30 protein-coding genes and 1 tRNA gene are annotated in these 18,601 nt (G+C 58.9%); 17 read left to right on the top strand and 14 right to left on the bottom strand.

Annotation, left to right across the window (positions count from 1 at the left end; all coding sequences use genetic code 11):
* Positions 1-25 precede the first annotated feature (25 nt).
* From ASC97_RS11080 to ASC97_RS36235, 10 genes are all read right to left on the bottom strand, one after another.
* Entirely contained in the window at positions 26-232 is a 207-nt protein-coding gene (locus ASC97_RS11080) for a hypothetical protein (protein WP_057468409.1), read from the bottom strand.
* Positions 226-525: a hypothetical protein gene (locus tag ASC97_RS11075; RefSeq protein WP_057468408.1), complete on the bottom strand. Its 300-nt coding sequence runs from the start codon at positions 523-525 to the stop codon at positions 226-228. The genes ASC97_RS11080 and ASC97_RS11075 overlap by 7 nt, the downstream gene beginning before the upstream one ends.
* The gene (locus ASC97_RS11070) at positions 522-734 is read right to left on the bottom strand and encodes a hypothetical protein (RefSeq protein ID WP_057468407.1); all 213 of its coding nucleotides are present in this window, start codon (positions 732-734) and stop codon (positions 522-524) included. Before ASC97_RS11070 ends, ASC97_RS11075 begins: the two co-directional genes overlap by 4 nt.
* A gap of 3 nt (positions 735-737) precedes the next feature.
* Positions 738-1,268: a hypothetical protein gene (locus tag ASC97_RS11065; protein ID WP_057468406.1), complete on the bottom strand. Its 531-nt coding sequence runs from the start codon at positions 1,266-1,268 to the stop codon at positions 738-740.
* Positions 1,268-1,714 carry a hypothetical protein gene (locus ASC97_RS11060; protein ID WP_057468405.1) on the bottom strand — a complete coding sequence of 149 codons (447 nt, stop codon included), beginning with the start codon at positions 1,712-1,714 and terminating at the stop codon, positions 1,268-1,270. The genes ASC97_RS11065 and ASC97_RS11060 overlap by 1 nt, the downstream gene beginning before the upstream one ends.
* Entirely contained in the window at positions 1,711-4,248 is a 2,538-nt protein-coding gene (locus ASC97_RS11055; RefSeq protein WP_200959459.1) for a DNA methyltransferase, read from the bottom strand. Before ASC97_RS11055 ends, ASC97_RS11060 begins: the two co-directional genes overlap by 4 nt.
* On the bottom strand, positions 4,248-4,778 hold the full coding sequence (locus tag ASC97_RS11050; protein ID WP_057468403.1) for a GcrA family cell cycle regulator: 531 nt from the start codon (positions 4,776-4,778) through the stop codon (positions 4,248-4,250). The genes ASC97_RS11055 and ASC97_RS11050 overlap by 1 nt, the downstream gene beginning before the upstream one ends.
* Before the next feature lie 223 nt (positions 4,779-5,001).
* The gene (locus ASC97_RS11040) at positions 5,002-5,511 is read right to left on the bottom strand and encodes a hypothetical protein (protein ID WP_057468401.1); all 510 of its coding nucleotides are present in this window, start codon (positions 5,509-5,511) and stop codon (positions 5,002-5,004) included.
* Between the two features lie 135 nt (positions 5,512-5,646).
* A tRNA-Met gene (locus ASC97_RS11035) sits at positions 5,647-5,722 on the bottom strand.
* 104 nt (positions 5,723-5,826) lie between these two features.
* Positions 5,827-6,006, bottom strand: coding sequence for a helix-turn-helix domain-containing protein (locus ASC97_RS36235; RefSeq protein ID WP_156390354.1), 180 nt, complete (start codon positions 6,004-6,006; stop codon positions 5,827-5,829).
* Here ASC97_RS36235 and ASC97_RS11030 point away from each other — a divergent pair.
* From ASC97_RS11030 to ASC97_RS10955, 16 genes are all read left to right on the top strand, one after another.
* A complete protein-coding gene (locus ASC97_RS11030; protein ID WP_057468400.1) occupies positions 5,987-6,772 on the top strand; it encodes a S24 family peptidase in 786 nt (261 codons plus the stop codon). The genes ASC97_RS36235 and ASC97_RS11030 overlap by 20 nt on opposite strands.
* 134 nt (positions 6,773-6,906) lie before the next feature.
* Positions 6,907-7,104, top strand: coding sequence for a hypothetical protein (locus tag ASC97_RS11025; RefSeq protein ID WP_156390352.1), 198 nt, complete (start codon positions 6,907-6,909; stop codon positions 7,102-7,104).
* Positions 7,105-7,161: 57 nt separating this feature from the next.
* On the top strand, positions 7,162-7,371 hold the full coding sequence (locus ASC97_RS11020) for a hypothetical protein (RefSeq protein WP_057468398.1): 210 nt from the start codon (positions 7,162-7,164) through the stop codon (positions 7,369-7,371).
* Positions 7,368-7,997, top strand: a complete 630-nt coding sequence (locus tag ASC97_RS11015) for a hypothetical protein (RefSeq protein ID WP_156390351.1) — start codon at positions 7,368-7,370, stop codon at positions 7,995-7,997. The genes ASC97_RS11020 and ASC97_RS11015 overlap by 4 nt, the downstream gene beginning before the upstream one ends.
* Positions 7,998-8,003: 6 nt before the next feature.
* The gene (locus ASC97_RS11010; protein ID WP_057468396.1) at positions 8,004-8,360 is read left to right on the top strand and encodes a hypothetical protein; all 357 of its coding nucleotides are present in this window, start codon (positions 8,004-8,006) and stop codon (positions 8,358-8,360) included.
* Positions 8,360-8,869, top strand: a complete 510-nt coding sequence (locus ASC97_RS11005; protein ID WP_057468395.1) for a single-stranded DNA-binding protein — start codon at positions 8,360-8,362, stop codon at positions 8,867-8,869. The genes ASC97_RS11010 and ASC97_RS11005 overlap by 1 nt, the downstream gene beginning before the upstream one ends.
* Positions 8,870-8,887: 18 nt before the next feature.
* On the top strand, positions 8,888-9,232 hold the full coding sequence (locus ASC97_RS11000) for a hypothetical protein (RefSeq protein WP_057468394.1): 345 nt from the start codon (positions 8,888-8,890) through the stop codon (positions 9,230-9,232).
* Between the two features lie 32 nt (positions 9,233-9,264).
* Positions 9,265-10,203: a DUF2303 family protein gene (locus tag ASC97_RS10995; RefSeq protein ID WP_057468393.1), complete on the top strand. Its 939-nt coding sequence runs from the start codon at positions 9,265-9,267 to the stop codon at positions 10,201-10,203.
* A gap of 15 nt (positions 10,204-10,218) precedes the next feature.
* Positions 10,219-10,752: a hypothetical protein gene (locus ASC97_RS10990; RefSeq protein WP_057468392.1), complete on the top strand. Its 534-nt coding sequence runs from the start codon at positions 10,219-10,221 to the stop codon at positions 10,750-10,752.
* The gene (gene dnaN / locus ASC97_RS10985) at positions 10,739-11,869 is read left to right on the top strand and encodes a DNA polymerase III subunit beta (protein ID WP_057468391.1); all 1,131 of its coding nucleotides are present in this window, start codon (positions 10,739-10,741) and stop codon (positions 11,867-11,869) included. The genes ASC97_RS10990 and dnaN overlap by 14 nt, the downstream gene beginning before the upstream one ends.
* Positions 11,870-11,876: 7 nt before the next feature.
* Positions 11,877-12,812 carry a hypothetical protein gene (locus ASC97_RS35260; RefSeq protein WP_244481445.1) on the top strand — a complete coding sequence of 312 codons (936 nt, stop codon included), beginning with the start codon at positions 11,877-11,879 and terminating at the stop codon, positions 12,810-12,812.
* Positions 12,802-12,993 carry a hypothetical protein gene (locus ASC97_RS10975; protein WP_057468390.1) on the top strand — a complete coding sequence of 64 codons (192 nt, stop codon included), beginning with the start codon at positions 12,802-12,804 and terminating at the stop codon, positions 12,991-12,993. Before ASC97_RS35260 ends, ASC97_RS10975 begins: the two co-directional genes overlap by 11 nt.
* Positions 12,994-13,011: 18 nt before the next feature.
* The gene (locus tag ASC97_RS10970; protein ID WP_057468389.1) at positions 13,012-13,278 is read left to right on the top strand and encodes a hypothetical protein; all 267 of its coding nucleotides are present in this window, start codon (positions 13,012-13,014) and stop codon (positions 13,276-13,278) included.
* Between the two features lie 44 nt (positions 13,279-13,322).
* Complete coding sequence (locus tag ASC97_RS10965; protein ID WP_082529966.1) at positions 13,323-13,865, top strand: hypothetical protein; 543 nt, start codon at positions 13,323-13,325, stop codon at positions 13,863-13,865.
* Between the two features lie 180 nt (positions 13,866-14,045).
* Positions 14,046-14,537: an ASCH domain-containing protein gene (locus tag ASC97_RS10960; RefSeq protein ID WP_057468388.1), complete on the top strand. Its 492-nt coding sequence runs from the start codon at positions 14,046-14,048 to the stop codon at positions 14,535-14,537.
* 229 nt (positions 14,538-14,766) lie between these two features.
* Positions 14,767-15,057 (top strand): pyocin activator PrtN family protein, encoded by a 291-nt coding sequence (locus tag ASC97_RS10955; protein WP_057468387.1) that lies wholly within the window; start codon positions 14,767-14,769, stop codon positions 15,055-15,057.
* A gap of 43 nt (positions 15,058-15,100) precedes the next feature.
* Here the strand turns inward: ASC97_RS10955 and ASC97_RS10950 are convergent, their stop codons facing one another.
* From ASC97_RS10950 to ASC97_RS35920, 4 genes are all read right to left on the bottom strand, one after another.
* Positions 15,101-16,126: an MBL fold metallo-hydrolase gene (locus ASC97_RS10950; protein WP_057468386.1), complete on the bottom strand. Its 1,026-nt coding sequence runs from the start codon at positions 16,124-16,126 to the stop codon at positions 15,101-15,103.
* Positions 16,126-16,725: a hypothetical protein gene (locus tag ASC97_RS10945; protein ID WP_057468385.1), complete on the bottom strand. Its 600-nt coding sequence runs from the start codon at positions 16,723-16,725 to the stop codon at positions 16,126-16,128. The genes ASC97_RS10950 and ASC97_RS10945 overlap by 1 nt, the downstream gene beginning before the upstream one ends.
* Entirely contained in the window at positions 16,718-17,413 is a 696-nt protein-coding gene (locus ASC97_RS10940) for a hypothetical protein (protein WP_057468384.1), read from the bottom strand. The genes ASC97_RS10945 and ASC97_RS10940 overlap by 8 nt, the downstream gene beginning before the upstream one ends.
* 205 nt (positions 17,414-17,618) lie before the next feature.
* Positions 17,619-17,750 (bottom strand): hypothetical protein, encoded by a 132-nt coding sequence (locus tag ASC97_RS35920; protein ID WP_274534150.1) that lies wholly within the window; start codon positions 17,748-17,750, stop codon positions 17,619-17,621.
* A 156-nt stretch (positions 17,751-17,906) separates the two neighbouring features.
* Here ASC97_RS35920 and ASC97_RS10935 point away from each other — a divergent pair, with 156 nt between their 5' ends.
* Positions 17,907-18,599, top strand: a complete 693-nt coding sequence (locus ASC97_RS10935; RefSeq protein ID WP_057469316.1) for a fumarylacetoacetate hydrolase family protein — start codon at positions 17,907-17,909, stop codon at positions 18,597-18,599.
* The last annotated feature ends 2 nt before the right edge of the window (positions 18,600-18,601 follow it).

Below are 18,601 nucleotides of genomic sequence, written 5' to 3'. Positions count from 1 at the left end.
CCGTCGAACAGTGTCGGCATCGCTGTCATGCAGGCTCTCCCGCAACAACGTGGCGCGCAGCATGCAAGGTGCGATAGACCGCATCCTCCCCGATCGAAAGGGTCTTGCTGATGTCTAAGGTATCGAACAGCCCGGAATTCCAAAGCACGATCGCGGCAAGCGCCTGGCGATCATCGATCTTCCCACTCATTGCAGACGAGGTCGCATGCCTCGGGTCAGCCTTACTCAGCATGAGACGCTCTCCTTCAATTGAGCCAGGTCTTTCTCGTTTGCGATCCGCAGCTGCCCGCTGCGCGTGAGAGCGCCCAGCGCTTGGTCAAGCGCTATCCCCTCGATGGTCGACCAGTTCTCGGTGTGCAGCGCGAGGTAAGGCGTGCCGCGCGACCAGCCGCGCAGGCCATAGGCCTTTTCGACGTAGCGTATCCCATCGCGGCTCGGGTCCAGCCCGAACGCTCTGAGCGTCCGGTGGCGCTCCATCACACTCGGTGCGACAACCAGAACGACGCGTGTCTTGCAGTCCTTCATGGAGATACTCCTGTCAGGTCGATGACGGGTTCCGGCGCGGAGATCAGGTTTCCATCGAGCGCCACGTGCGGGCGGCCGAGCAGCATGTGCAGCCGCTCTTCCATATTTTTCGCTTCAATCTCGAAGGCCTGCAGTGCCAGAAGCAGGCCAGCGGTCGTGCCATCCTGCTTCATTCGCTCCCGCATATGCCTGATCGAGTCCGAGAGCATTCATCAGGCTCCGGCGGAGGTGAGATTGAAGACGGTCGCCGCGAGCTGCTCGCCACGCTCGGTCAGGCGATAGATCGGTGGCTTTCCGCCTACCCCGGCCCGGATGCGAAGGATGAACCCCTCGTCGACCAGCCGGGTCATGCCGGTGTCGATCACCTTAGGTTCGGCATTGAGTTCCCTGGCGAGGGCGTCTTTGCTGAGAGAAAATTCGAAATTGCGCTGAACGGCGAACTTCAGGATCATGAAAGAACCACGCGGCAGACCGTCGTGCTTTTTGATGGTCTTTGGCCCAGCCTCGATCTCGTCGTCGACTTCGCCGGCAAGAACAACTTTCGGAAGACGGAATAAATGCCGAGCATCAGCAATGCGACGAACGACACTGGCCCGCACGCGCAACTTCCTGCCTATGGCTTCCTCGCTAAGCCCCGCCTCCCTCATAAGAGCCAGGCATTCGGAACGAACATGGGGGGCCATGGCAACCAGTTGCTGCTTGGTGACGACCGGCGCCAGGCCAAAACGATCCACGTTCAACATTAAGACCACCTCGACTGATTTGGCATGACGGCAACCTTTTCGGATGCGACGGCGTGAGCGGCTGCATGCGCGTTGGAAAATTCGGAATATGGAATGACGCGGCCATCACTGAGTTCGGAGACAGCCTCCGCGAGGATCCTCGCCTCGGTTTCGCGGCGCTTGGAGGCCCATTCCTCCAGCCTCTGGTAGAAAGCCTCGGTCATGCCTTCGAGGCCGCCGCGGTCCTTGCGTTCCATCCACGCGAGCTGTGCGCCATCGTGGCGGCGCGCCCCCCATTGGAACCACTGGCCGATGCACCGCGCCCCCTCGGGCAACGACCTGATCTCATCCGCATCCATTACGATGCGAATAAACGGCGGCAACTCTGATCGGTGAAAACCGATCACGGCCAAGCATGCCTTGTCGGGATCGTCGGTTACGATGAAGAGGCGGATCGGCTCGCTCACTCGGCAGCCTCCATGATGTCGAATAGGCTCGGCATCGCCTTCTCTTTCGCGATTGCCTCGACATACTTGCAACCGTCGAAGAAATAGGCCGGGTTCAATTCCACGCCTTCGCCCCTGCGACCGAGCTTCAAAGCACGGTAGGGCACGGTCATCAGGCCGCCGAAGGGATCGAAAACCGTCTCCCCGGGCTCGCTATACTGCTGGATCGCTCGGTCGACGATGTCGAACTGGAGCGGGCAAAGGTGCAATTCCTTGCCCTTGGCTGCCTGCAGCGTATTCATCGACAGCATGCGGGTGATGTCGGTCCAGACGTCGTCATGCTTGGAGTGCGGTGGCAGCAGCATGAAGGTGGACGGAAGCATGCCGCGCTCTTCCAGGACCTCGGCGACCTTTACGTGATGCTCGAATTCATACACCGCTTCGAGTGAGAACGATTTCCAGATTTTGAAGATCTGGCTAGCCTCCAGGCCGAGCAGCTCGTCAGGCTGGAGCAGACGGTTTCCGGATGACGGCTCGTAACCGTGGGCATCGAGCTGCCAACGTCCACGCGAATAACCATCGGTGTTGTTCCATCCGGTGTTGGGCCCGGCGCCAGCCCATTCTCGTTTGCGCTTTCCTACTGGCTTGTCAGCGTAGCCGTTCGATGAATCGCTTGGGGGCTTTCGAAAGATCAGAAGATATTCCGGAAGGCCGTTGCCCATGCGGCTACCGTCCTTGCACTGTTCGGACCAACCGAGGCGATAGGTCTGGTTGTTCTCGCGAACGACGTCCGTCGTGATTGTCTTTCGCGAAAGAAACGCGAAGCCGTGCTTGCGGAAATGCGCCGTGCAATCGTCGGCGAAGGGATAGACGGTCTGGAAGCCGAGGCCTGTCATACCACCAGGAACGATCCTGTCCTTGACGTGAATGGCGGCGATACGGCCAGGTGCAAGGACCCGGTATAGTTCCGGGATCAAAAAATCCATCTGCTCCCAGAAGTGACCATTGTCGTCCGTGTGCCCGAAATCCGCGTAATTCGGCGAATACTCGTACTGGGTAGAGAACGGGATGGACGTGACGATGAGATCGACGCTGTTTTCGATCATCGACTTGCACTCGACAACGCAATCGTTGTTGACGACGCGATATCCCTCACCGGTGACTTCGATACGCTCGACGCCCATTGCGCGCGACAGCGTGGCGGCCATCGCCGCGGCAGATAGCCCGAATTCCTTGATGATCGCGGTCATTTCAGCCCTTTGCTCGATATGCCGACGCCACTTCGCCTGCAGGCTCTCGCGCACGGGTCGCTCGGCCTCTGTGTAGATGAGGTCGATCCGAACGGTGCTCGTCTGCAGGAATCTCTGGATGCGATGGACGGCCTGAATGAAGTCGTTGAACTTGAAGCCGATCCCGAGGAAGATTGCCCAGGAGCAAAAGCGCTGGAAATTGCAACCCGATCCCATGATCGACGCTTTGCCCGCCAATTCGCGGATGCGGCCCTCGGAAAAGTCGATGATCGTCTGTTCACGCTCGTCGAGTTCCTGTGTCCCGTAAACAGTGCGGACATCGGCAATGGCATGCTCGATCGCATGGCGCTCGGCTTCGAGGTCGTGCCAGATCAGACGGTGGGCATCCGGGTTTTCGGCGCGAAGCTCCATCATTTTCGCGACGCGAGCAGGCAGGCTGTCACGCTTCTCACGTGCTGTCTCGACCAGCGACGCGGCGACATCCCGCAAAAGCCTGCCCTGCCCGTTGCGTTCGCTCCCGGCCGATGCGTGGTCCGCTGGCAGTTCGTGCCAGTTGACGACCATTTCCGGCAGATCATATCCTTCATCCGAAAAGCCGAGATCGGACGGCCGTTCGACAAACAGCCCCCAACTGGCAACCCAAAGCCAGAATTCCCGCTGCTTATGCGGATGGATCGTGAGCGTGTCGGCCTTTTCGGAGTTGCGCTTGAAGAACCTCGTCTTCGCCTGCCCTACGTCCATGACCTCCAGGAAGGCGCTGTAAGCGAGCAGCTCAATATATTCGTTCGGACTCGGGGTTGCCGTCGCCACGAACTTGAATTTCACCCCGTCGAAAAGACGCATAAATTCTCGGAACGTCTTCGATCCGCCAAACCCACGAAGGCAAGACGCTTCGTCTAGGCTGGTCGCGGTGAAGAAATGCGGATCGATCTTGCCGTCTCGGACCGTCTCGTAGTTCGTCATGTAGAGGCCATCGGCACTCGCCTCGAGCACCGACCGGATGAAGGTGATTTGGAGCCCGAGCATTGCGGCGTCGCGACGAAACTCCTGCCGGACACCCAGCGGCATGACGAGCAGTGCCTTCCCCCCGAAGCGCTTGAGCACCAGGCGAAGGATCTCCAGTTGGATAACTGATTTGCCGAGGCCGAATGCTGCGAAGATCGCGCGGCGGCCTCCGGCACAAGCCCAAACGACCATTGCCCGTTGATGTGGTTTCAGGATCGGATTGATTTCGTCCTCCGAAACGGCAAACCCGCCCTCAGGTGCCATCTGGATTTTTGCGTGTAGGAACGAGCCGTAGTCCATCAGGCCGCTCCTCGCGAAATGGCCGCGTGCTCAGCGCAGTAGGCGCTGTCGGGCGCAATCCCGCCACGTCTTTGACGGCCGCAGCACGGCATGTCTCCGGTATCGGCATCCTCGAAGTCAGTCAGCGGCCACGAGCACTGGAAGTTGCTAAGCTTAGCGAAGGGCACGGAAGCTGCGCCGCCGATCGGAAAATCCCGATGGCGAAAGGCTCCGCTCGGTCGCACCGGGACGCTAATCGGAACGTCAGGAAGGCGTGCGGGTTTTCGAACATTGTCCGCCCGGAACGGCGATTTTTGCGCTTTAGGCTGCGATACAGCAGGCTTTGCCCTTAACGACCTTTCGATCCGAGGAGCAACTCCCCCACGCGGCGGGAACCACTCGGGGTGGCGATACGCCTTTCCGATGACGGCGTTTCGGCTTACGCCCCCCAGCCGCTCGGCAATCGCCGCGGCGGACAGCCCGTCGGACCAGAGCTTCGCGGCGCGTTCCACGCGTTCCTCGGTCCAGTAGACATTGATGTTGACGTTCATGATCGAACCTCGCTGGGCTCGATATCTCCGCATGCGATGCAGTATTTCTCGACGACTTCTCCGATCGAGAGGACATGTTCGCACTTCGGGCACACGCTGCACCGCTTCGACGAAAGGGGAATATCGTGACGATTGAGGTTACGCATGAGAGATGCGACGTCGGCAGCCGACATCTTGATGTTTCGAAAGGTAATGGACGATGGGCGAGAACGGGTCATACCGATCACTCCTCTCCGACCAGACGAAGCGCGGGTGCGTCTTCGCCACCGTTGGCCAGGGCCGAGGCGTAGGCATTCATCAAAGAGCTCGCCGTCTCGACTACGGATTGCAGGTCGCGCATTCCCTGCGAAAGCTCTGAGCGCGTCAGCTTCAGATCCATGGCAGCGTTGAAATGATTGTGCTGGTACTGGGCAACCCGCCCGCCAAGCTCGGCGGCTCCTCGCATAACGGTGACGCCATCGGTCTTCTGTTCCCGAGGATCAGCCAGTTTGCATCCGTGCAACTCAGCCTGTGCTCGGGTCACGGCATAATTCCCGCACTCGGCCTCGAGCCGCATGACGGCCGGGAGTGGCAGCAACTCTGTGTCGCTATCGCTGTGGCAACGGCCAATCTGGCTCTTCGAAAGCGACGTGATCTCTGCGGATAGCTCGATCCCGCCGTTCAGCTTGATTAGCTGACGGTTGGCCGCCTTAAGACGGTGAAACCACGCATTGGTCATCGTGTCATTGCTCATGGTGCACCTCGCAGACAAAGCTTTCCCACGCTGGGAAATCCCGGCGCGTTTTCCCGTGGTGGGAAGGGTCGATAAATGTGAGTTTCAGTCCGTCAGCAGGTTACGGAGGACCACATGCAAAACGGACTGGTATATTGGTTGCAGGGGCAGGACTCGAACCTGCGATTTCGTGGGTATGAACCACGCGGGATGGCCGCTTCCCTACCCTGCGGAATAGAAGGCGGCCGGAGCGCCAGGAGGGGGACAAGCTCCGGCCGAGGTTCGCGTCTGCCAGTGGCGATCGGCGACGCGTGGGGAACTGAAAGGAAACTGACATCATTCGGCCGCCTCCTGCCGCAGAACAGCAAGAAGTCTGTCCACCGGGCCGCTGACCCGGTGCTGCCCATTCTCCATCCTAGAAACAGTCGACCGATCAACGCCGAGATAATCGGCGAGACGATCCTGTGTCCAGTTGAGCCTTTCGCGGAGTGTGCGTATGTCGATTGAGCGTTCCATACTCCATAATGTGCATAACGCACACCATACTGTCAAGGCGAAACGCACACTGATTTCGTGCAAAATGCACACCATGGAATATGACGACAGACCAGAACCCGCTAAGCGCTTGGAAATCGCGCGCATGGCCCGAGGCTTCGATGAGGCAAAGAAGGCAGCCAACTTCTTCGGTTGGAATTATAGCGCCTATGCCCAGCACGAGAATGGAACTCGCGGAATAACGCGGGCCGCAAAGATGTATGCGAAGGCATTCCGTGTCAGCGAAGCCTGGCTCCTGACGGGAGAAGGGCTTGGCCCCGGCGAAGATACGCAAGAACCCGCGGGACTACGCAAGGTAACCGTTTCAGCGTATATCCAGGCGGGCAACTGGGCCGAAACATGGGAATGGGACGAACATAAGCAATACCCGGTCTATATAGCTGATGAGCCTGAGTTTCGCCCATATCGGCTGTATGCCGGCGAAACCCATGGCCCATCGATGAATAGGCGGTATCCGGAAGGATCGGTCTTAGTCTTCACCCATATCCAAGAGACTCGCGAACAGCCTATCGCAGGGAAAAGGTACATCGTCGAGCGGCGGCGCAGCAGCGGCGAGATGGAGCATACCGTCAAGCTCCTACATCGCGACGACGAGGGCAAGTACTGGCTCCTGCCCGAATCTGATGATCCGCGCTACCAGGCGCCGATCTCCATAGAGGACGGCACAGGCGACGATGATGTCGTCGAGATAATCGGCCGCGTGCACTACGCAATCCACAAAGAGTGATTCGTCCCAAATTTTGATCTCAGAACGCACGTTGACTGGCTGCCCGTCAGAAAACGTGCGTTTTGCATATTGCTGTTGACAAGACGGCGTGCGTTATGCACACTTACGGCATTCCACCATGGAGCTGCCGCACAATGTCTACTGCCAATATGCACACCGCAAATGCGACCCCCGATTTTCATATCACGCACGAAATGGCGAACTTCATGCTCGCCAATCCCGGCTGCGATCGGGCTGATCTACGTCGTGAATTCTCGACGCGACAGATCGACAAATACGCTGGAGAAGCGCGCACCCTTGCCGAGCGCCGCTCCGTTCGGCGCGTCGCCTGACCGGCTTCGGCATGGTCCTTCGGGGCCATTTCGAAACCGATCAGCGAGGGCCAAGCCATGGATCACTTCACGCCTTTCGGCGCACGCGTTCCCGCTCCACCGGTCATCCCGGTCGAGCGCCACTCCCGCATCCCCTACGAATGGATGGTCGCCATATGCGCCGCATCCTGGGTGATAGCGATCCTCGTGACGCTCAACGTCGGCGTTCAGACGTATTTCGCCGTCGCAGGCCTTGAGCAGCAGCTCGCATGGGACGCGCGTCGATGACGGTTGCTGTGCGACTGACGGAAATCCCGATCTTTGCCCATTGCGGCACCAACATGCGTGTCGACATCGGCGATCCAAACCCGCGCGCGGTCAACTTCCGCCTGCTCGCCGCAGCGCTGTCGAAGCAGGCTCGCTTCGACGGTCGACATGAAGGCGGCTTTGCCTTCTCTGCCGCGCAGCACGCCGTGCAGGGCGCGCAGGCGATCCTCAACGAGACGCGCGACCAGGTCATGGCGGGCCTCTTCCTGCTACGCGACGGACATCAGTGGTTGCTCGGAGAGCGCAGCAAGCCGTTTCAGATCCTGCTAGCGATGAAAGCCGGCATCGACCTCACCCGCGTCGATGATGAGATCAAGTCTGCTTGGGATGAAGCCATCTATGCCGCGGCTGGCATGCTGCCACCCAGCCGCTGGACCAAGCGCCTACGCGAAACGATCGAGGCCATGGACGATCGCATGGCTCGCGCGGAGGCAATCTCTCTCTTCGGCCCGAAGGCTGCCGCAGACTTTCCGAACCTCACTCAGCCGAAACTGACAGGCGCCCTTCACCCTTGGGGTCCGGGGAAAGCCGAAACGGCATGGATCGAACTCTTCATGCGGCTGTCCGGTCGCACTCACCTTAACTGAGGCCTCATGACGAAAAACCCTATCCCCTGCACTGTCATCGATGACAGTTTCAGCCGCTCTGGCTGCAAGATCGTATTGACCGAAATCGCAGGTGAGTTGCCGTCTGGCATCGCCAAGGGCGGAACACCGGTCGTTCGCACCTTCGACAAGTCCGCTATCGCGGTTGTCGACAAGGACTTCGATTGCGTCATCGCGCCGGTCGACCTGGCGGCAGTCGATCATTTTGCACGTCGCATCATCGATGGTGACCCACGCGCTCGCACGGAGAGCGGCGGCATCATGTTGCTTGCCAGTGCCTTCATCGCCCTCCTGCTCGTCGGCAGCGAGGAACGCCCGAACCCCACGTCGACGGAGGCAGTGTAATGGCCGGTTCCGTCAACAAGGTCATACTCCTCGGCTACGTCGGAGCCGATCCCGAGATCCGCCGCACCCAGGATGGTCGACCGATTGCGAGCGTCCGTCTTGCCACTTCCGAGAGCTGGCGCGATCGCAATAGCGGAGAGCGTCGCGAAAAAACCGAATGGCACAGCATTGTCGTGTTCGCCGAGCCGCTGGTTAAGGTTGTCGAGCAGTATGTGAAGAAGGGTTCGAAGCTCTACATCGAAGGCCAGCTGCAGACGCGCAAGTGGCAGGACAGCCAGGGGCAGGACCGTTACTCGACCGAGATCGTCCTCCAGGGCTTCAACTCCTCGATCCAACTCCTCGACAAGCGCGAAGGCTCCGGATACCGCGCCGGCGGCGATGGCCCGTCCGACTACGGGCTCGACGAAGATCGAGCCACACGCAGCGCCGGCGGATCGACCGGAGCGCCGGCCAACTTCTCCCGCGAGATGGATGACGACATTCCCTTTGCGCCCGAAACGCGCGGATAACCCTGAAAGGATCCCCATATGAAAATCATCCGCGACAGCCAGGCGCTGGTCGGCATGCTTGAAGGAGGAGAACTCAACAAAGAGTTCTCCTCGAAGCTGCAGGAAGTGCTGACCGAGCTGGCAGACCTTTCCAACGATAGCCCGAAGGCCACCTTCAAGGGCGCCCTCACCCTGAAACTCGATTTCGCAGTCGCCAACGGCATGGTGACCATCAACGCCGACGTCGCCACCAAAACGCCGAAGCGGCCGCGCCGCGCGTCCGTCTACTGGGTCACCGAAGGTGGCGCGCTCTCCACGGAGCATCCCCAGCAGCACGACATGTTCTCCCCACGCGAAGTCTCGCGCCAGACGGAAACCGCTTGATCCTTAACGCCAGCAACGAAGGACGCTGACACATGACCACTGACAACCCGGAACTGAAAAGCGCGATGGGCGTCGACATCGAGGCGATCACCGCGCTCGCCGACAAGGCCGGCTCGAAGATCGAGATGCTTGTCCGAAACGATAGATCGCATGGCGTGCCCGAGCAGATCCCTGTTTTCGTCAATCGCGAAGACGGCCGGGTCGATACTGTCGCCGATCTATTCGAGCGCTATAGATTCGCTCCGGCGCGCAAGAGCGGCACCGCCAAGGTGACAACGCTGGAAAGCTTCATCGATCTCGGCACGCGGCACGCAACGCCGGCGAGTGCCATCTTCGCCGATACCGATTGGCAGAAGCCATCTTTGACCATGGTCGTCGACTACCACGAGAATGATACTGGCGGCACCGCCGACAACGGCAAGCACAGGATCCGCTACGACTTTCCGCTGTCCGACGAGTGGAAGGCATGGGTCGGGATCGACGGCAAGCCGATGGAACAGACCGTGTTCGCCGAGTTTATCGAAGATCACATCGCTGAGCTTTCCACGCCCGATGACGGCGAGGAAGAAGACTTCCGGCACAAGTTTGGGTTCCGGGTGGCCTATCCGACCGAGATGCACACGCTATCGCGCGGCCTGCAAGTCTTCGCAGAGACCCGCGTCAAGAACGCAGTGACCCTGCAGACTGGCGAAGGACAGATCGCCTTCGAGGAAGAGCACAAGGATGCCAACGGCAACAAGATCGACGTGCCGGGCATGTTCATCCTATCGGTGTCGCCATTCTTCATGGGCGAGCCTGTCCGCATTCCCGTCCGCCTGCGCTACCGCCTCCAGGCGGGGAGCATCAAGTGGATCATCAAGCTCTACCGGCCCGACGTCTACATCACCAAGCAGGTGATGCGCGACATGGAGAAGGCCGCGTCCGAAACCGGCACACCGTCCTTCCAGGGCCAGCCGGAAATGAGCGCCTGAAGGACGGGGCGAGCCATGCAGAGATTGTGGTATCCAGATTTCCTCATCGACGAATGGCTGCCAACGGGCCGCAACAGCCCGGACGCATGGCTCGCTCCGCTCGATCCGGAGAGCGATGACGCTGACGACAAAGGATTTTTCCTTGGCCGTCGCGCAGACTACGATCCCGGCGACAAGGTCGGCTTCAAATGGTGCGAAGCCTACGGGCACGTCACCATCTCCATCAATCCGGACGGATCGCTGCATGGTTCGCAGCGTTGCCCGTTCACCATCGATCTCTTCGGCTACGCTGGCATGTTGCTGCCCGCCGACGATCGCCAGCCGCCGAACCATTTCTATGACGACGAAAGCGAGATCTGGGCGGCGAGCGCTGACAGTTTCGCGCGCCAGTACGCCGACGCCCTGGATGTCTTTGATGGCGACGAACCGGTGACCGTCCAGGTCGATGCCGCCTACTGGAGCGAGGCGCAATATTTCATCATTAGCCCGGACGGCAAGAGCCTGATCCCGGCCACCTTCCCGGAGACAACAGACCATGTTCACGGCTGAAAAGTCCGCCCTGATGGCGGCGCTCGCGCTGAGCACCAACGTCGTCGAAAAGCGCAACACGATCCCGATTCTGCAGAACGTCCTGATCGAAAAGGGCGCGGCAGCCGGTACCCTCAATGCACGGCTGACAAACCTCGACATCGAGGCATCGACGCCCTTCAAAGCCAGTGCGGCAATCGACTTCGAGGATTTCACCGTCCCGGCCGCGCTTTTGGCTGATATCGTGCGCAAGCTACCCGACGGCTGCGAGGTCGAGGTGTCGCGCCGCTCCGGTACCAAACTGGATGGCGTCACGATCAAGGCGGGCCGCTCCAAATTCAGCCTGCAGGTTTTGCCTGCCACGGACTTCCCGGAGATGAAGTTAGCCGGCGCATTCCCGCACCAGGTGACGCTGCCGGCAGCCGACCTCGCGGCGGCGCTCGGTGCCTGCAGCTTCGCCATGTCGACTGAGGAAACGCGATACTATCTCAACGGTATCTTCATGCACCCGACCGCGGCATCAGCCGAGCACCGCGGAGTGGTGTTCGTGGCAACCGACGGGCACCGGCTCTCGAAAAGATTCGTCACGGCCGAGAGCGATCCCGGCATGCCCGGCATCATCATCCCTCGCCAGGCAATCAAAGTGATTGAGAAGATCCTCCCCAAGGCCGGCGAGGTCACCATCGAACTCTCGGATACCCTAATCAGGATCTCCGGCGGATCGTCGCTGCTGACGTCGAAACTCGTCGACGGCACCTTCCCCGACTATGTCCGCGTCGTGCCGCAGGATAGCCCGATGCAGGCAACAGTGGACGGCGCGACGCTCGGCGCGTCGATCGACCGCGTCGCGACCATCAGCGGCGAGCGCGGCCGCGCCGTGCGCTTCATCTTCGCAGCCGGACAGCTGCAGCTGCATGTCTCCAACCCGGACACGGGTGATGCAACTGACGAGCTGGCCTACGAGGGCGAGGCGAGCCTCGAGGTTGGGTTCAACGCCCGCTACGTCAACGACGTCCTATCTCACCTGCCCGGCGAACAGGTCCTGATGGGCCTCGACGACGCCGGAGGCCCCGCCGTGCTCCGCAATCCCGGAGCGCACCCCGAAAACTTGATCGTGCTTATGCCGATGCGCGTGTGAGGCCACAATGACTGAAGCGAAACACAATCCCGAGCCTTTCGCCTGGGTACCAAAACGCCAATGGGACCGAATTACGTCGGGAGATCCTTGGCTAACCGTCACGGTCTATTCGGAAGACCAAGAAGCTTGCGCCGGCGGGGTTCCCCTTTACGTCTCCCCGCAGCCCTCGACGCTTCCAGCGCCTGACTTTCCGAAGTACATCAACCTGATCAACGGCGATATCTGCGAACTCGTCTCGCAGGGTCCCGATGGTGTCACCTTACGGCGGGAAGGCAGCACGAAACTTGCCTACCTTGGTCTATCCGAGTTCGAAAAGCGCTTCGATCTCATCACCCCACCTCCATCGACGCATGTGGTGGTCTTTACGCCCGCTGAAATCGAAGAAGCGGCGGCTCACCTTGATCTCCTCGCTGAGGAGTATGCGGTGCGCGCGACCGATCCAAGGTGCAACCGAAACCATTACCTGCGAGCCAGTGCAAAAGCGAAACAGGAGGCCGCTGATTTACGGTCTCGCGCCCTACCTGTTCCGGCACAATCTTTGGTCGGGTACCAAGAGCGTGTCGCGATGGCTCACCATGCCTTGTTCCACGACGATCCAACCGACGTAGCGGAGCGGCTTGCTCGCTTCTTCGAGGAGGTCAATGAGACCTGCCAGGCGCTCGGCATGAGCCGCGAGGATGCTCATAAGCTGGTCGACTACACCTACGATCGGCCGACCGGCGATCCCCGCAAGGAGATCGGCGCGGCGATGCTCACGCTGACTTCGCTATGTGTCGTCGCAGGTATCGACCTGATGAACTGCGCCGAGGCTGATCTCGAAAAGCTGCAGCGGCCCGAGACTATCGCCCGCATCCGCGCAAAACGCGCAACGCGGCATGGCCGCGGGCCCCTTCCGGGCCTAGATCCGGCAACCGCGTCGGAGGTCTCGATCGATGGAAACTGAGATCGAGGAAGCCCTTGCGCTAGCGGCCGGCGGGCGCATCCCGACTGGCGGTTTCATCGCCGAACGTCGCACCGTGAGCCGCGGCGATGTCGCCGTCACTCGCAAAACCCTTCTGTTGTTTTTGGAAAACCTCGACCCGGATTTGACGGTCGCCGAGTTGAGGGAGTGTCTCGATCAATGACCGGTCGGAAGGAACGACATGACCAACATGCGCGCAAAAGTGCGGGTAGGCTCCTGCACCCCATATCGCAATCCGGAGACAGGCGAGACCGTCAACGAGACGCTTCGCTTCCACGGCGTCGCCAAAAGCGATGGGCCGTATCCTGCCGACGGCTCGGACGAGAACAATACGTTCTCGAAGTTCTCCCCCTCAGTCGACTTCTCCATCGTAGTCGCCAATCCGGCGCTCTTCGGGAATTTCTCCTCCGGCGACACCTACTACGTGGATTTCACGCCGGCAGCATAAGGGATGGCCTTCGGGCCATCCCTACCCACTCGGAGGATTTAGCGTTGATCAAGCACGACGACTTCTGCCCATGCACCCGCTTCCGCGCCCAGCCCGAGTTCTGCCAATGCGGAGCGATCGAACGCGCCGAGATCGTAGAGGAGACCGTGCAGGCCTTCTCAGACCGTCTTCGCGAAATCAACCGGGGCCCATCACCCGCAGTCAGGGAGGTACGCCTTGAGCCGAGAGAGATTGTGCTCGCCGTTCAAGATGTGTTCGCCGAGCGCCGCCGCCAGATGGAGGCTGAAGGCTGGACCCCAGAACACGACGACGCCCATGACGACCGAAGCCTTGCTCTAGCAGGTGCATGCTACGCCATGTTTGCCTCGATCAGCGACAGTGCTCGTGCCTCTACCACAATGCCTGAAGGGCTCACCGTTGATAGCCAGCCGATAATCGGTTGGTCCGCATGGCTTTCGATCTGGCCTTGGTCGCGCTCATGGTGGAAACCGACGGATCGCCGTCGCGATCTCGTGAAAGCGGCCGCCTTGATTATAGCTGAGATCGATCGCCTCGATCGAGCGCCCGATAATAGGGAGGAGTGCTAATGCGCTGCTCATACTGCGGAAAAGACGGCCATCCATACACCTGTTGCCCATCCAACGGCACAGCCACCAACCTGCGTTGCACCTACTGCGGCGGGCGTGATCACAACTACGATGCCTGCACGAGACACTGGGGTGGCGGCAAGCTGCCAGGCGCGATCAGACTTAGGGGAAGCCACTAGAATGAACATAATTTGCACCCTGCAGGAATCTGAACTCCCCGCGCTTGCATTGTCTGTTCGCCAACCATGGGCGCACGCGATCGTCAGGGGCTGGAAAGATATCGAAAACCGCCAGTGGAACACCAATCAGCGCGGCCGCGTCTGTATCCACGCCAGTGCGTTCATCAATCGGAATTTCGAAGAGGACAGCGAAAGCTACCGCGAAGTTCTGAACGATTGTGTTGGCGCAACGCCGATGAGCTACATGAGCCGCGTTGACCAGGAAGACGTGAGATTCGGCGCCATCATCGGCGTTGCCACGATCGTCGACGTAGTGCGATGCCACGACAGCCCATGGTTTTTTGGACGCTACGGCTTCGTACTTGAGGATCAACAGTACCTCCCAACTCCGGTCACAGTGAAAGGCGCGCTCGGTTTTTTCGACTGGCGCCAACGCCTCCAGGGACGGGCCGAGCGGACCATCACTCACCCTGCGCAGCGGAGCCTGCTTTGATCATGTCGCCGTTCACAGACAAGTTGCTTTCCCAAGGTCGTTGCCCATGCTGCGGCGGCGCGCGTGTTCGCTTCCGACGCATTCCCGCAGGGCTTGCTCAATACACCTGCGGCGCTCAGTTCACGGCCGACGCCGAGAACGTGAGTGTTGCCGCACCATGCCAAGCCGGCTCAAAGCTTGCCGCAAGGCTCATGACCATCGAGGCCAAAGGAAAAAGGAGGGCTGTACAGTGAAGCACGCAACCGTGGAGCCCAGTTTCTCGACAGCATTTCTGTTGTTCGCACAATATGGCGGACAAGCGATTATCCCCGTCGAGAATGTTTGCAGGGACTACTTCAGCCACCTCACACCTGACAAGTTTCTCCGGAAGGTCGGCGCTGGCGAGATTGCGATTCCTGTTATTCGCGCCGAGACGTCACAGAAGTGCCAGAAGGGAGTGTATCTTCAGGATCTCGCCAACTATCTCGACGACAGGCGCGAGGCGGCGCTTAAAGAATTCCGGCAACTTCACCGTCCTTAGCTGCGATCGGCGAACATTGGAGACAGGAAGGAAGTGAAACCTGTCAACGGGACGCGAGATAGTCCGTCAAGCTCTCGCAAAGATTCACGGCAACTTCTCCGTCCATAAAATCTAGCACCCCGGGACGATAAGCAGGCACGGGATCAATGACGAAGTTGCTCCGCCGCCTTCTCTGGGACCTCGGGGTTTTAATCTTTTGTCCGGAAAGCACGAAAGTCTTAGCCACATTGCCAAGATAAGCAACAGTGTCTTGATTGGGCAGTTGTTTTCGCCCACGAGGATACGGCGTCATCGCGACTACCGTGTCTTCCGCATGAATAAGGGCCTTTAATTCGTCACAGAAACTGGTTCGCGACCCGTGATGAGGGAGCTTCACCAACTCGTACCTCGTGACAGGCTTTAGGTGCGAGTTGTGGATCGCCGTCAGATCGTAGTCAGGTGCAAAATTTTCGACATCACCGCCGAGGAACACATATTTTCCGTCGTATTTGAGAATACAGCAGATCGAAGTCCAGTTCTTGTTATTCTCGCAGAAACCGTAGGTGTCAGCGTCCCCGGCTTCGATGCTCTCAGCAAGAGATGCCAGAAATTTAGATTTTCGAACAGCAGTGGGTGTCATCACAGTTAGGAATTCTGTCGTCGCCCCGTGTGCAGGCGGTGGATAAAGCAATGTCAATTCGGAAACGGGGAACAACCTGGTCTTTTCCACCTGCAGCAGGTCGAAAACCTTCTCGATTTCTCTCGTAACGGATACTCGAGCCAGCGACGTGTCATCCGATACAGTAGCGACAAACATGCGAAAGACGTCCTTTGTCCACGCATCCGGGATGACTACCTTTGATTTCGGGCAATGAGCTATTAGCTCGGAAGCTCCTTTGATGTGATCGTCGTGAAAATGGGTTATTACGTTGTAGATCACCTTGTCGGGATCAACACCCAGATCACTCAAGGCTTGCAGCGTGTGGTTAATCTTTCCCGTCTGACAGCAATCTATCGTAATGACCGAGCCGCAGTCGAAGATGATGACCAGGCTTTCCCCTGGGGCAGACCCAATAATACGAAGGTACATCAGAAGGTCCAGGATGCCGCTTTCCGCTTGATCAACTCAGCCCGCGTCGCGGACTTCTTTCGCTCGTAGTTCGCGAGGTATATCTTCATCATGTTGATCTTAGTGCTCCCTCGATATTCAAATCCAATGTGGATCACGACCGGAGAGCCTACTCTGACATCTGCCCTCTGCTTTTCCGGCAATTCGTCATCGGAAAAATCATACTCGTACTTGTCGCCATTTCGATCCTGAATAACAGCATGAAATCGCGTGCCATCCGTCCCTGCTACCAGACCCCTGAAACTCTCGCGGCCAATAAACCGTCGGTGGAAGTAGCCTGTTTCTGGCCCGACCATCTTTCCCTCAAGACTGGACAGCCTTTCAAGGTATTGAGGAGCGGACTTCGCACCGCCCTGCGTTTCAGATGACGGAGCGGATATGTCCGCAGCCGTCGGATCTTCTGGAAGGGTCGCCGAATGTCGCGAAATGTCCGAAAAGAGCTCGGCAAAGTACCCGCTCCAAATTGTTTCCTTGTTCGAACTCAACTCGGAGAACAAAGAGTTGGTAGTGTCCAGCGACCTTGACAGCCCACTCGTATCGGTTTGTTTGCTTTTAATCATGGATTTCCCCCCAAGCCATGAAATGATCAACAATGCCCTCGAAATTCGAAACGTACGACGGGACGTTCTCTCGCATCACTTGAAGCAAGTGCTTCCGAAAAGATTCGTCCGTCTTGTCCTTTCCAGTCACCTGGCTGAAGTGATTGTTCATTCCGAAGAATACGCCACTTTGGTCCATTTCCTTCGCGTTCGAAGGCTGGATCGTAAATATTTCGTACGCTTCTGGCTCCAGACTCAACTGCTTCTTCATACTTACAGTGGACATGCCGCCATTCATTTTTGGGTTTTTGTTCTCAAAGTCCTTCGCCCAATCCCCCCACGGCTCAAGGGGGCATAGTCGTCTTCCGAGTTCGTTTCTCTTTTCGAATGACCCGAAGTCGACGTGGCGTTCTAGATTGACGCCATAAGCCCAGATCGGTGTGTGACCTAGAACCTCCCCAAACATCTGTTGGAAGATAGCCACCAGGAGTTCCATGTCGTGAACCATCGACCGAAGCGTAATTCGGTTGCGCTCGACGGTGAACCGAAGGTCGCTTAGCATGAAGTCTGCGATCTCTGAGTGAATCACGTGGACCTCGGCCTCGGAGCCGTCGTCGATCGTCAGATCAATGTAGCGCCGAATCCATGCCGGCGAAAAAATGGCCGGGTTCATATCCCCAACGACGACAACGGAGTTCGATTTGATCAAGACAACACCTCGGTGGTCGACAGATAGATAGTAGTCCCTGCGGAAAGTAAATGGACTTGTATTATTGCGCGGGGCTGTTGACTGGTATTTGACCGAGGATGGTCTCGCGCCACCCCGTGGCCGCCTCGCTTCGGATCAAAAAGCACATTACCGCCCAAGGTATGCTACAAAAGTGCTACAGAAAAACTAACATCCTTGAAACTAATCAGCTTTTTATCGAAATCGTCCAGTCGATCATGGGTGCGACCGCGAAGATCGGCTGGCCGGTTTTCAGGGCCTCGGCATAAAAATGAGAAGTCGTCATGCCGCGCTCATAACCCAAAGCGCCGAAAAACACCAGTTTTCCCCACGCGGGGCAGCAATGCTGGAATTGCTGGTCGGAGTGTCGCGGCCGGGTTCGGCTCAAGGATCGTACGAACCACCGAACTGCGCTTTCCCCTCTCGGCTCTTTCCGGCTAAGATGATGGGAGTCGCAGAACAGCAAGAGCGCGTCATGTCCACCGCCACCGTCATTCCTCTTCCAAAGCCCGTCCTGCTGCCCGTCGAGGGCCTGTCCGAGCGCTTCCCGGTCCGCCGTGTCTATTGCGTCGGCCGGAACTATGCAGACCATGCGATAGAGATGGGCCATGACCCGAGCCGCGAGCCGCCCTTCTTCTTCCAGAAGAACGCCGACAACCTTCTGCCGGCGGGCGAGGATTTTCCCTATCCTTCGCTTTCGAACGACGTTCATTTCGAGGTCGAATGCGTTCTGGCCTTGAAAGCAGGCGGCCGAAACATCGCGACCGAAGCGGCGCTTGACTGCGTCTACGGCTACGCCGTCGGCGTCGATTTCACGCGGCGCGACCTGCAGGCCGAAGCCAAGAAGCTCGGCCGCCCCTGGGAAGTCGCAAAGGCCTTCGAACATTCCGCACCGGTCTCGGCCATCGTCCCTGCGGCCAGGCTCGGACATCCGTCAGCCGGCCGCATCTGGCTCGACCTCAACGGCAAACGCGTCCAGGATGGCGATCTCAACCAGATGATCTGGAAAGTGCCGGAAATCATCGCCGAGCTTTCGAAGCTGTTCACGCTCGCTCCCGGCGATATCGTCATGACCGGCACGCCGGCAGGCGTCGGCGCCGTCAGGCGTGGGGACCGGGTGGATTGCGGCATTGACGGCGTTGCAACGCTTGGCGTCACCGTCGCCTAACG

It is taken from the genome of Rhizobium sp. Root1203 (assembly GCF_001424945.1).
In the GTDB taxonomy this organism is placed as follows: Bacteria; Pseudomonadota; Alphaproteobacteria; order Rhizobiales; family Rhizobiaceae; genus Rhizobium.
This window is presented reverse-complemented; position numbering and strand designations above follow the sequence as displayed.

Bases quoted from the DNA above. Each gene is read 5' to 3' on its own strand.
- ASC97_RS11080 (WP_057468409.1), bottom strand. From the start codon at position 232: ATGCTGAGTAAGGCTGACCCGAGGCATGCGACCTCGTCTGCAATGAGT.
- ASC97_RS11075 (WP_057468408.1), bottom strand. From the start codon at position 525: ATGAAGGACTGCAAGACACGCGTCGTTCTGGTTGTCGCACCGAGTGTG.
- ASC97_RS11070 (WP_057468407.1), bottom strand. From the start codon at position 734: ATGCTCTCGGACTCGATCAGGCATATGCGGGAGCGAATGAAGCAGGAT.
- ASC97_RS11065 (WP_057468406.1), bottom strand. From the start codon at position 1,268: ATGTTGAACGTGGATCGTTTTGGCCTGGCGCCGGTCGTCACCAAGCAG.
- ASC97_RS11055 (WP_200959459.1), bottom strand. From the start codon at position 4,248: ATGGACTACGGCTCGTTCCTACACGCAAAAATCCAGATGGCACCTGAG.
- ASC97_RS11050 (WP_057468403.1), bottom strand. From the start codon at position 4,778: ATGAACGTCAACATCAATGTCTACTGGACCGAGGAACGCGTGGAACGC.
- ASC97_RS11040 (WP_057468401.1), bottom strand. From the start codon at position 5,511: ATGAGCAATGACACGATGACCAATGCGTGGTTTCACCGTCTTAAGGCG.
- ASC97_RS11030 (WP_057468400.1), top strand. From the start codon at position 5,987: ATGTCGATTGAGCGTTCCATACTCCATAATGTGCATAACGCACACCAT.
- ASC97_RS36235 (WP_156390354.1), bottom strand. From the start codon at position 6,006: ATGGAACGCTCAATCGACATACGCACACTCCGCGAAAGGCTCAACTGG.
- ASC97_RS11025 (WP_156390352.1), top strand. From the start codon at position 6,907: ATGTCTACTGCCAATATGCACACCGCAAATGCGACCCCCGATTTTCAT.
- ASC97_RS11020 (WP_057468398.1), top strand. From the start codon at position 7,162: ATGGATCACTTCACGCCTTTCGGCGCACGCGTTCCCGCTCCACCGGTC.
- ASC97_RS11015 (WP_156390351.1), top strand. From the start codon at position 7,368: ATGACGGTTGCTGTGCGACTGACGGAAATCCCGATCTTTGCCCATTGC.
- ASC97_RS11010 (WP_057468396.1), top strand. From the start codon at position 8,004: ATGACGAAAAACCCTATCCCCTGCACTGTCATCGATGACAGTTTCAGC.
- ASC97_RS11005 (WP_057468395.1), top strand. From the start codon at position 8,360: ATGGCCGGTTCCGTCAACAAGGTCATACTCCTCGGCTACGTCGGAGCC.
- ASC97_RS11000 (WP_057468394.1), top strand. From the start codon at position 8,888: ATGAAAATCATCCGCGACAGCCAGGCGCTGGTCGGCATGCTTGAAGGA.
- ASC97_RS10995 (WP_057468393.1), top strand. From the start codon at position 9,265: ATGACCACTGACAACCCGGAACTGAAAAGCGCGATGGGCGTCGACATC.
- ASC97_RS10990 (WP_057468392.1), top strand. From the start codon at position 10,219: ATGCAGAGATTGTGGTATCCAGATTTCCTCATCGACGAATGGCTGCCA.
- dnaN (WP_057468391.1), top strand. From the start codon at position 10,739: ATGTTCACGGCTGAAAAGTCCGCCCTGATGGCGGCGCTCGCGCTGAGC.
- ASC97_RS35260 (WP_244481445.1), top strand. From the start codon at position 11,877: ATGACTGAAGCGAAACACAATCCCGAGCCTTTCGCCTGGGTACCAAAA.
- ASC97_RS10975 (WP_057468390.1), top strand. From the start codon at position 12,802: ATGGAAACTGAGATCGAGGAAGCCCTTGCGCTAGCGGCCGGCGGGCGC.
- ASC97_RS10970 (WP_057468389.1), top strand. From the start codon at position 13,012: ATGACCAACATGCGCGCAAAAGTGCGGGTAGGCTCCTGCACCCCATAT.
- ASC97_RS10960 (WP_057468388.1), top strand. From the start codon at position 14,046: ATGAACATAATTTGCACCCTGCAGGAATCTGAACTCCCCGCGCTTGCA.
- ASC97_RS10950 (WP_057468386.1), bottom strand. From the start codon at position 16,126: ATGTACCTTCGTATTATTGGGTCTGCCCCAGGGGAAAGCCTGGTCATC.
- ASC97_RS10945 (WP_057468385.1), bottom strand. From the start codon at position 16,725: ATGATTAAAAGCAAACAAACCGATACGAGTGGGCTGTCAAGGTCGCTG.
- ASC97_RS10935 (WP_057469316.1), top strand. From the start codon at position 17,907: ATGTCCACCGCCACCGTCATTCCTCTTCCAAAGCCCGTCCTGCTGCCC.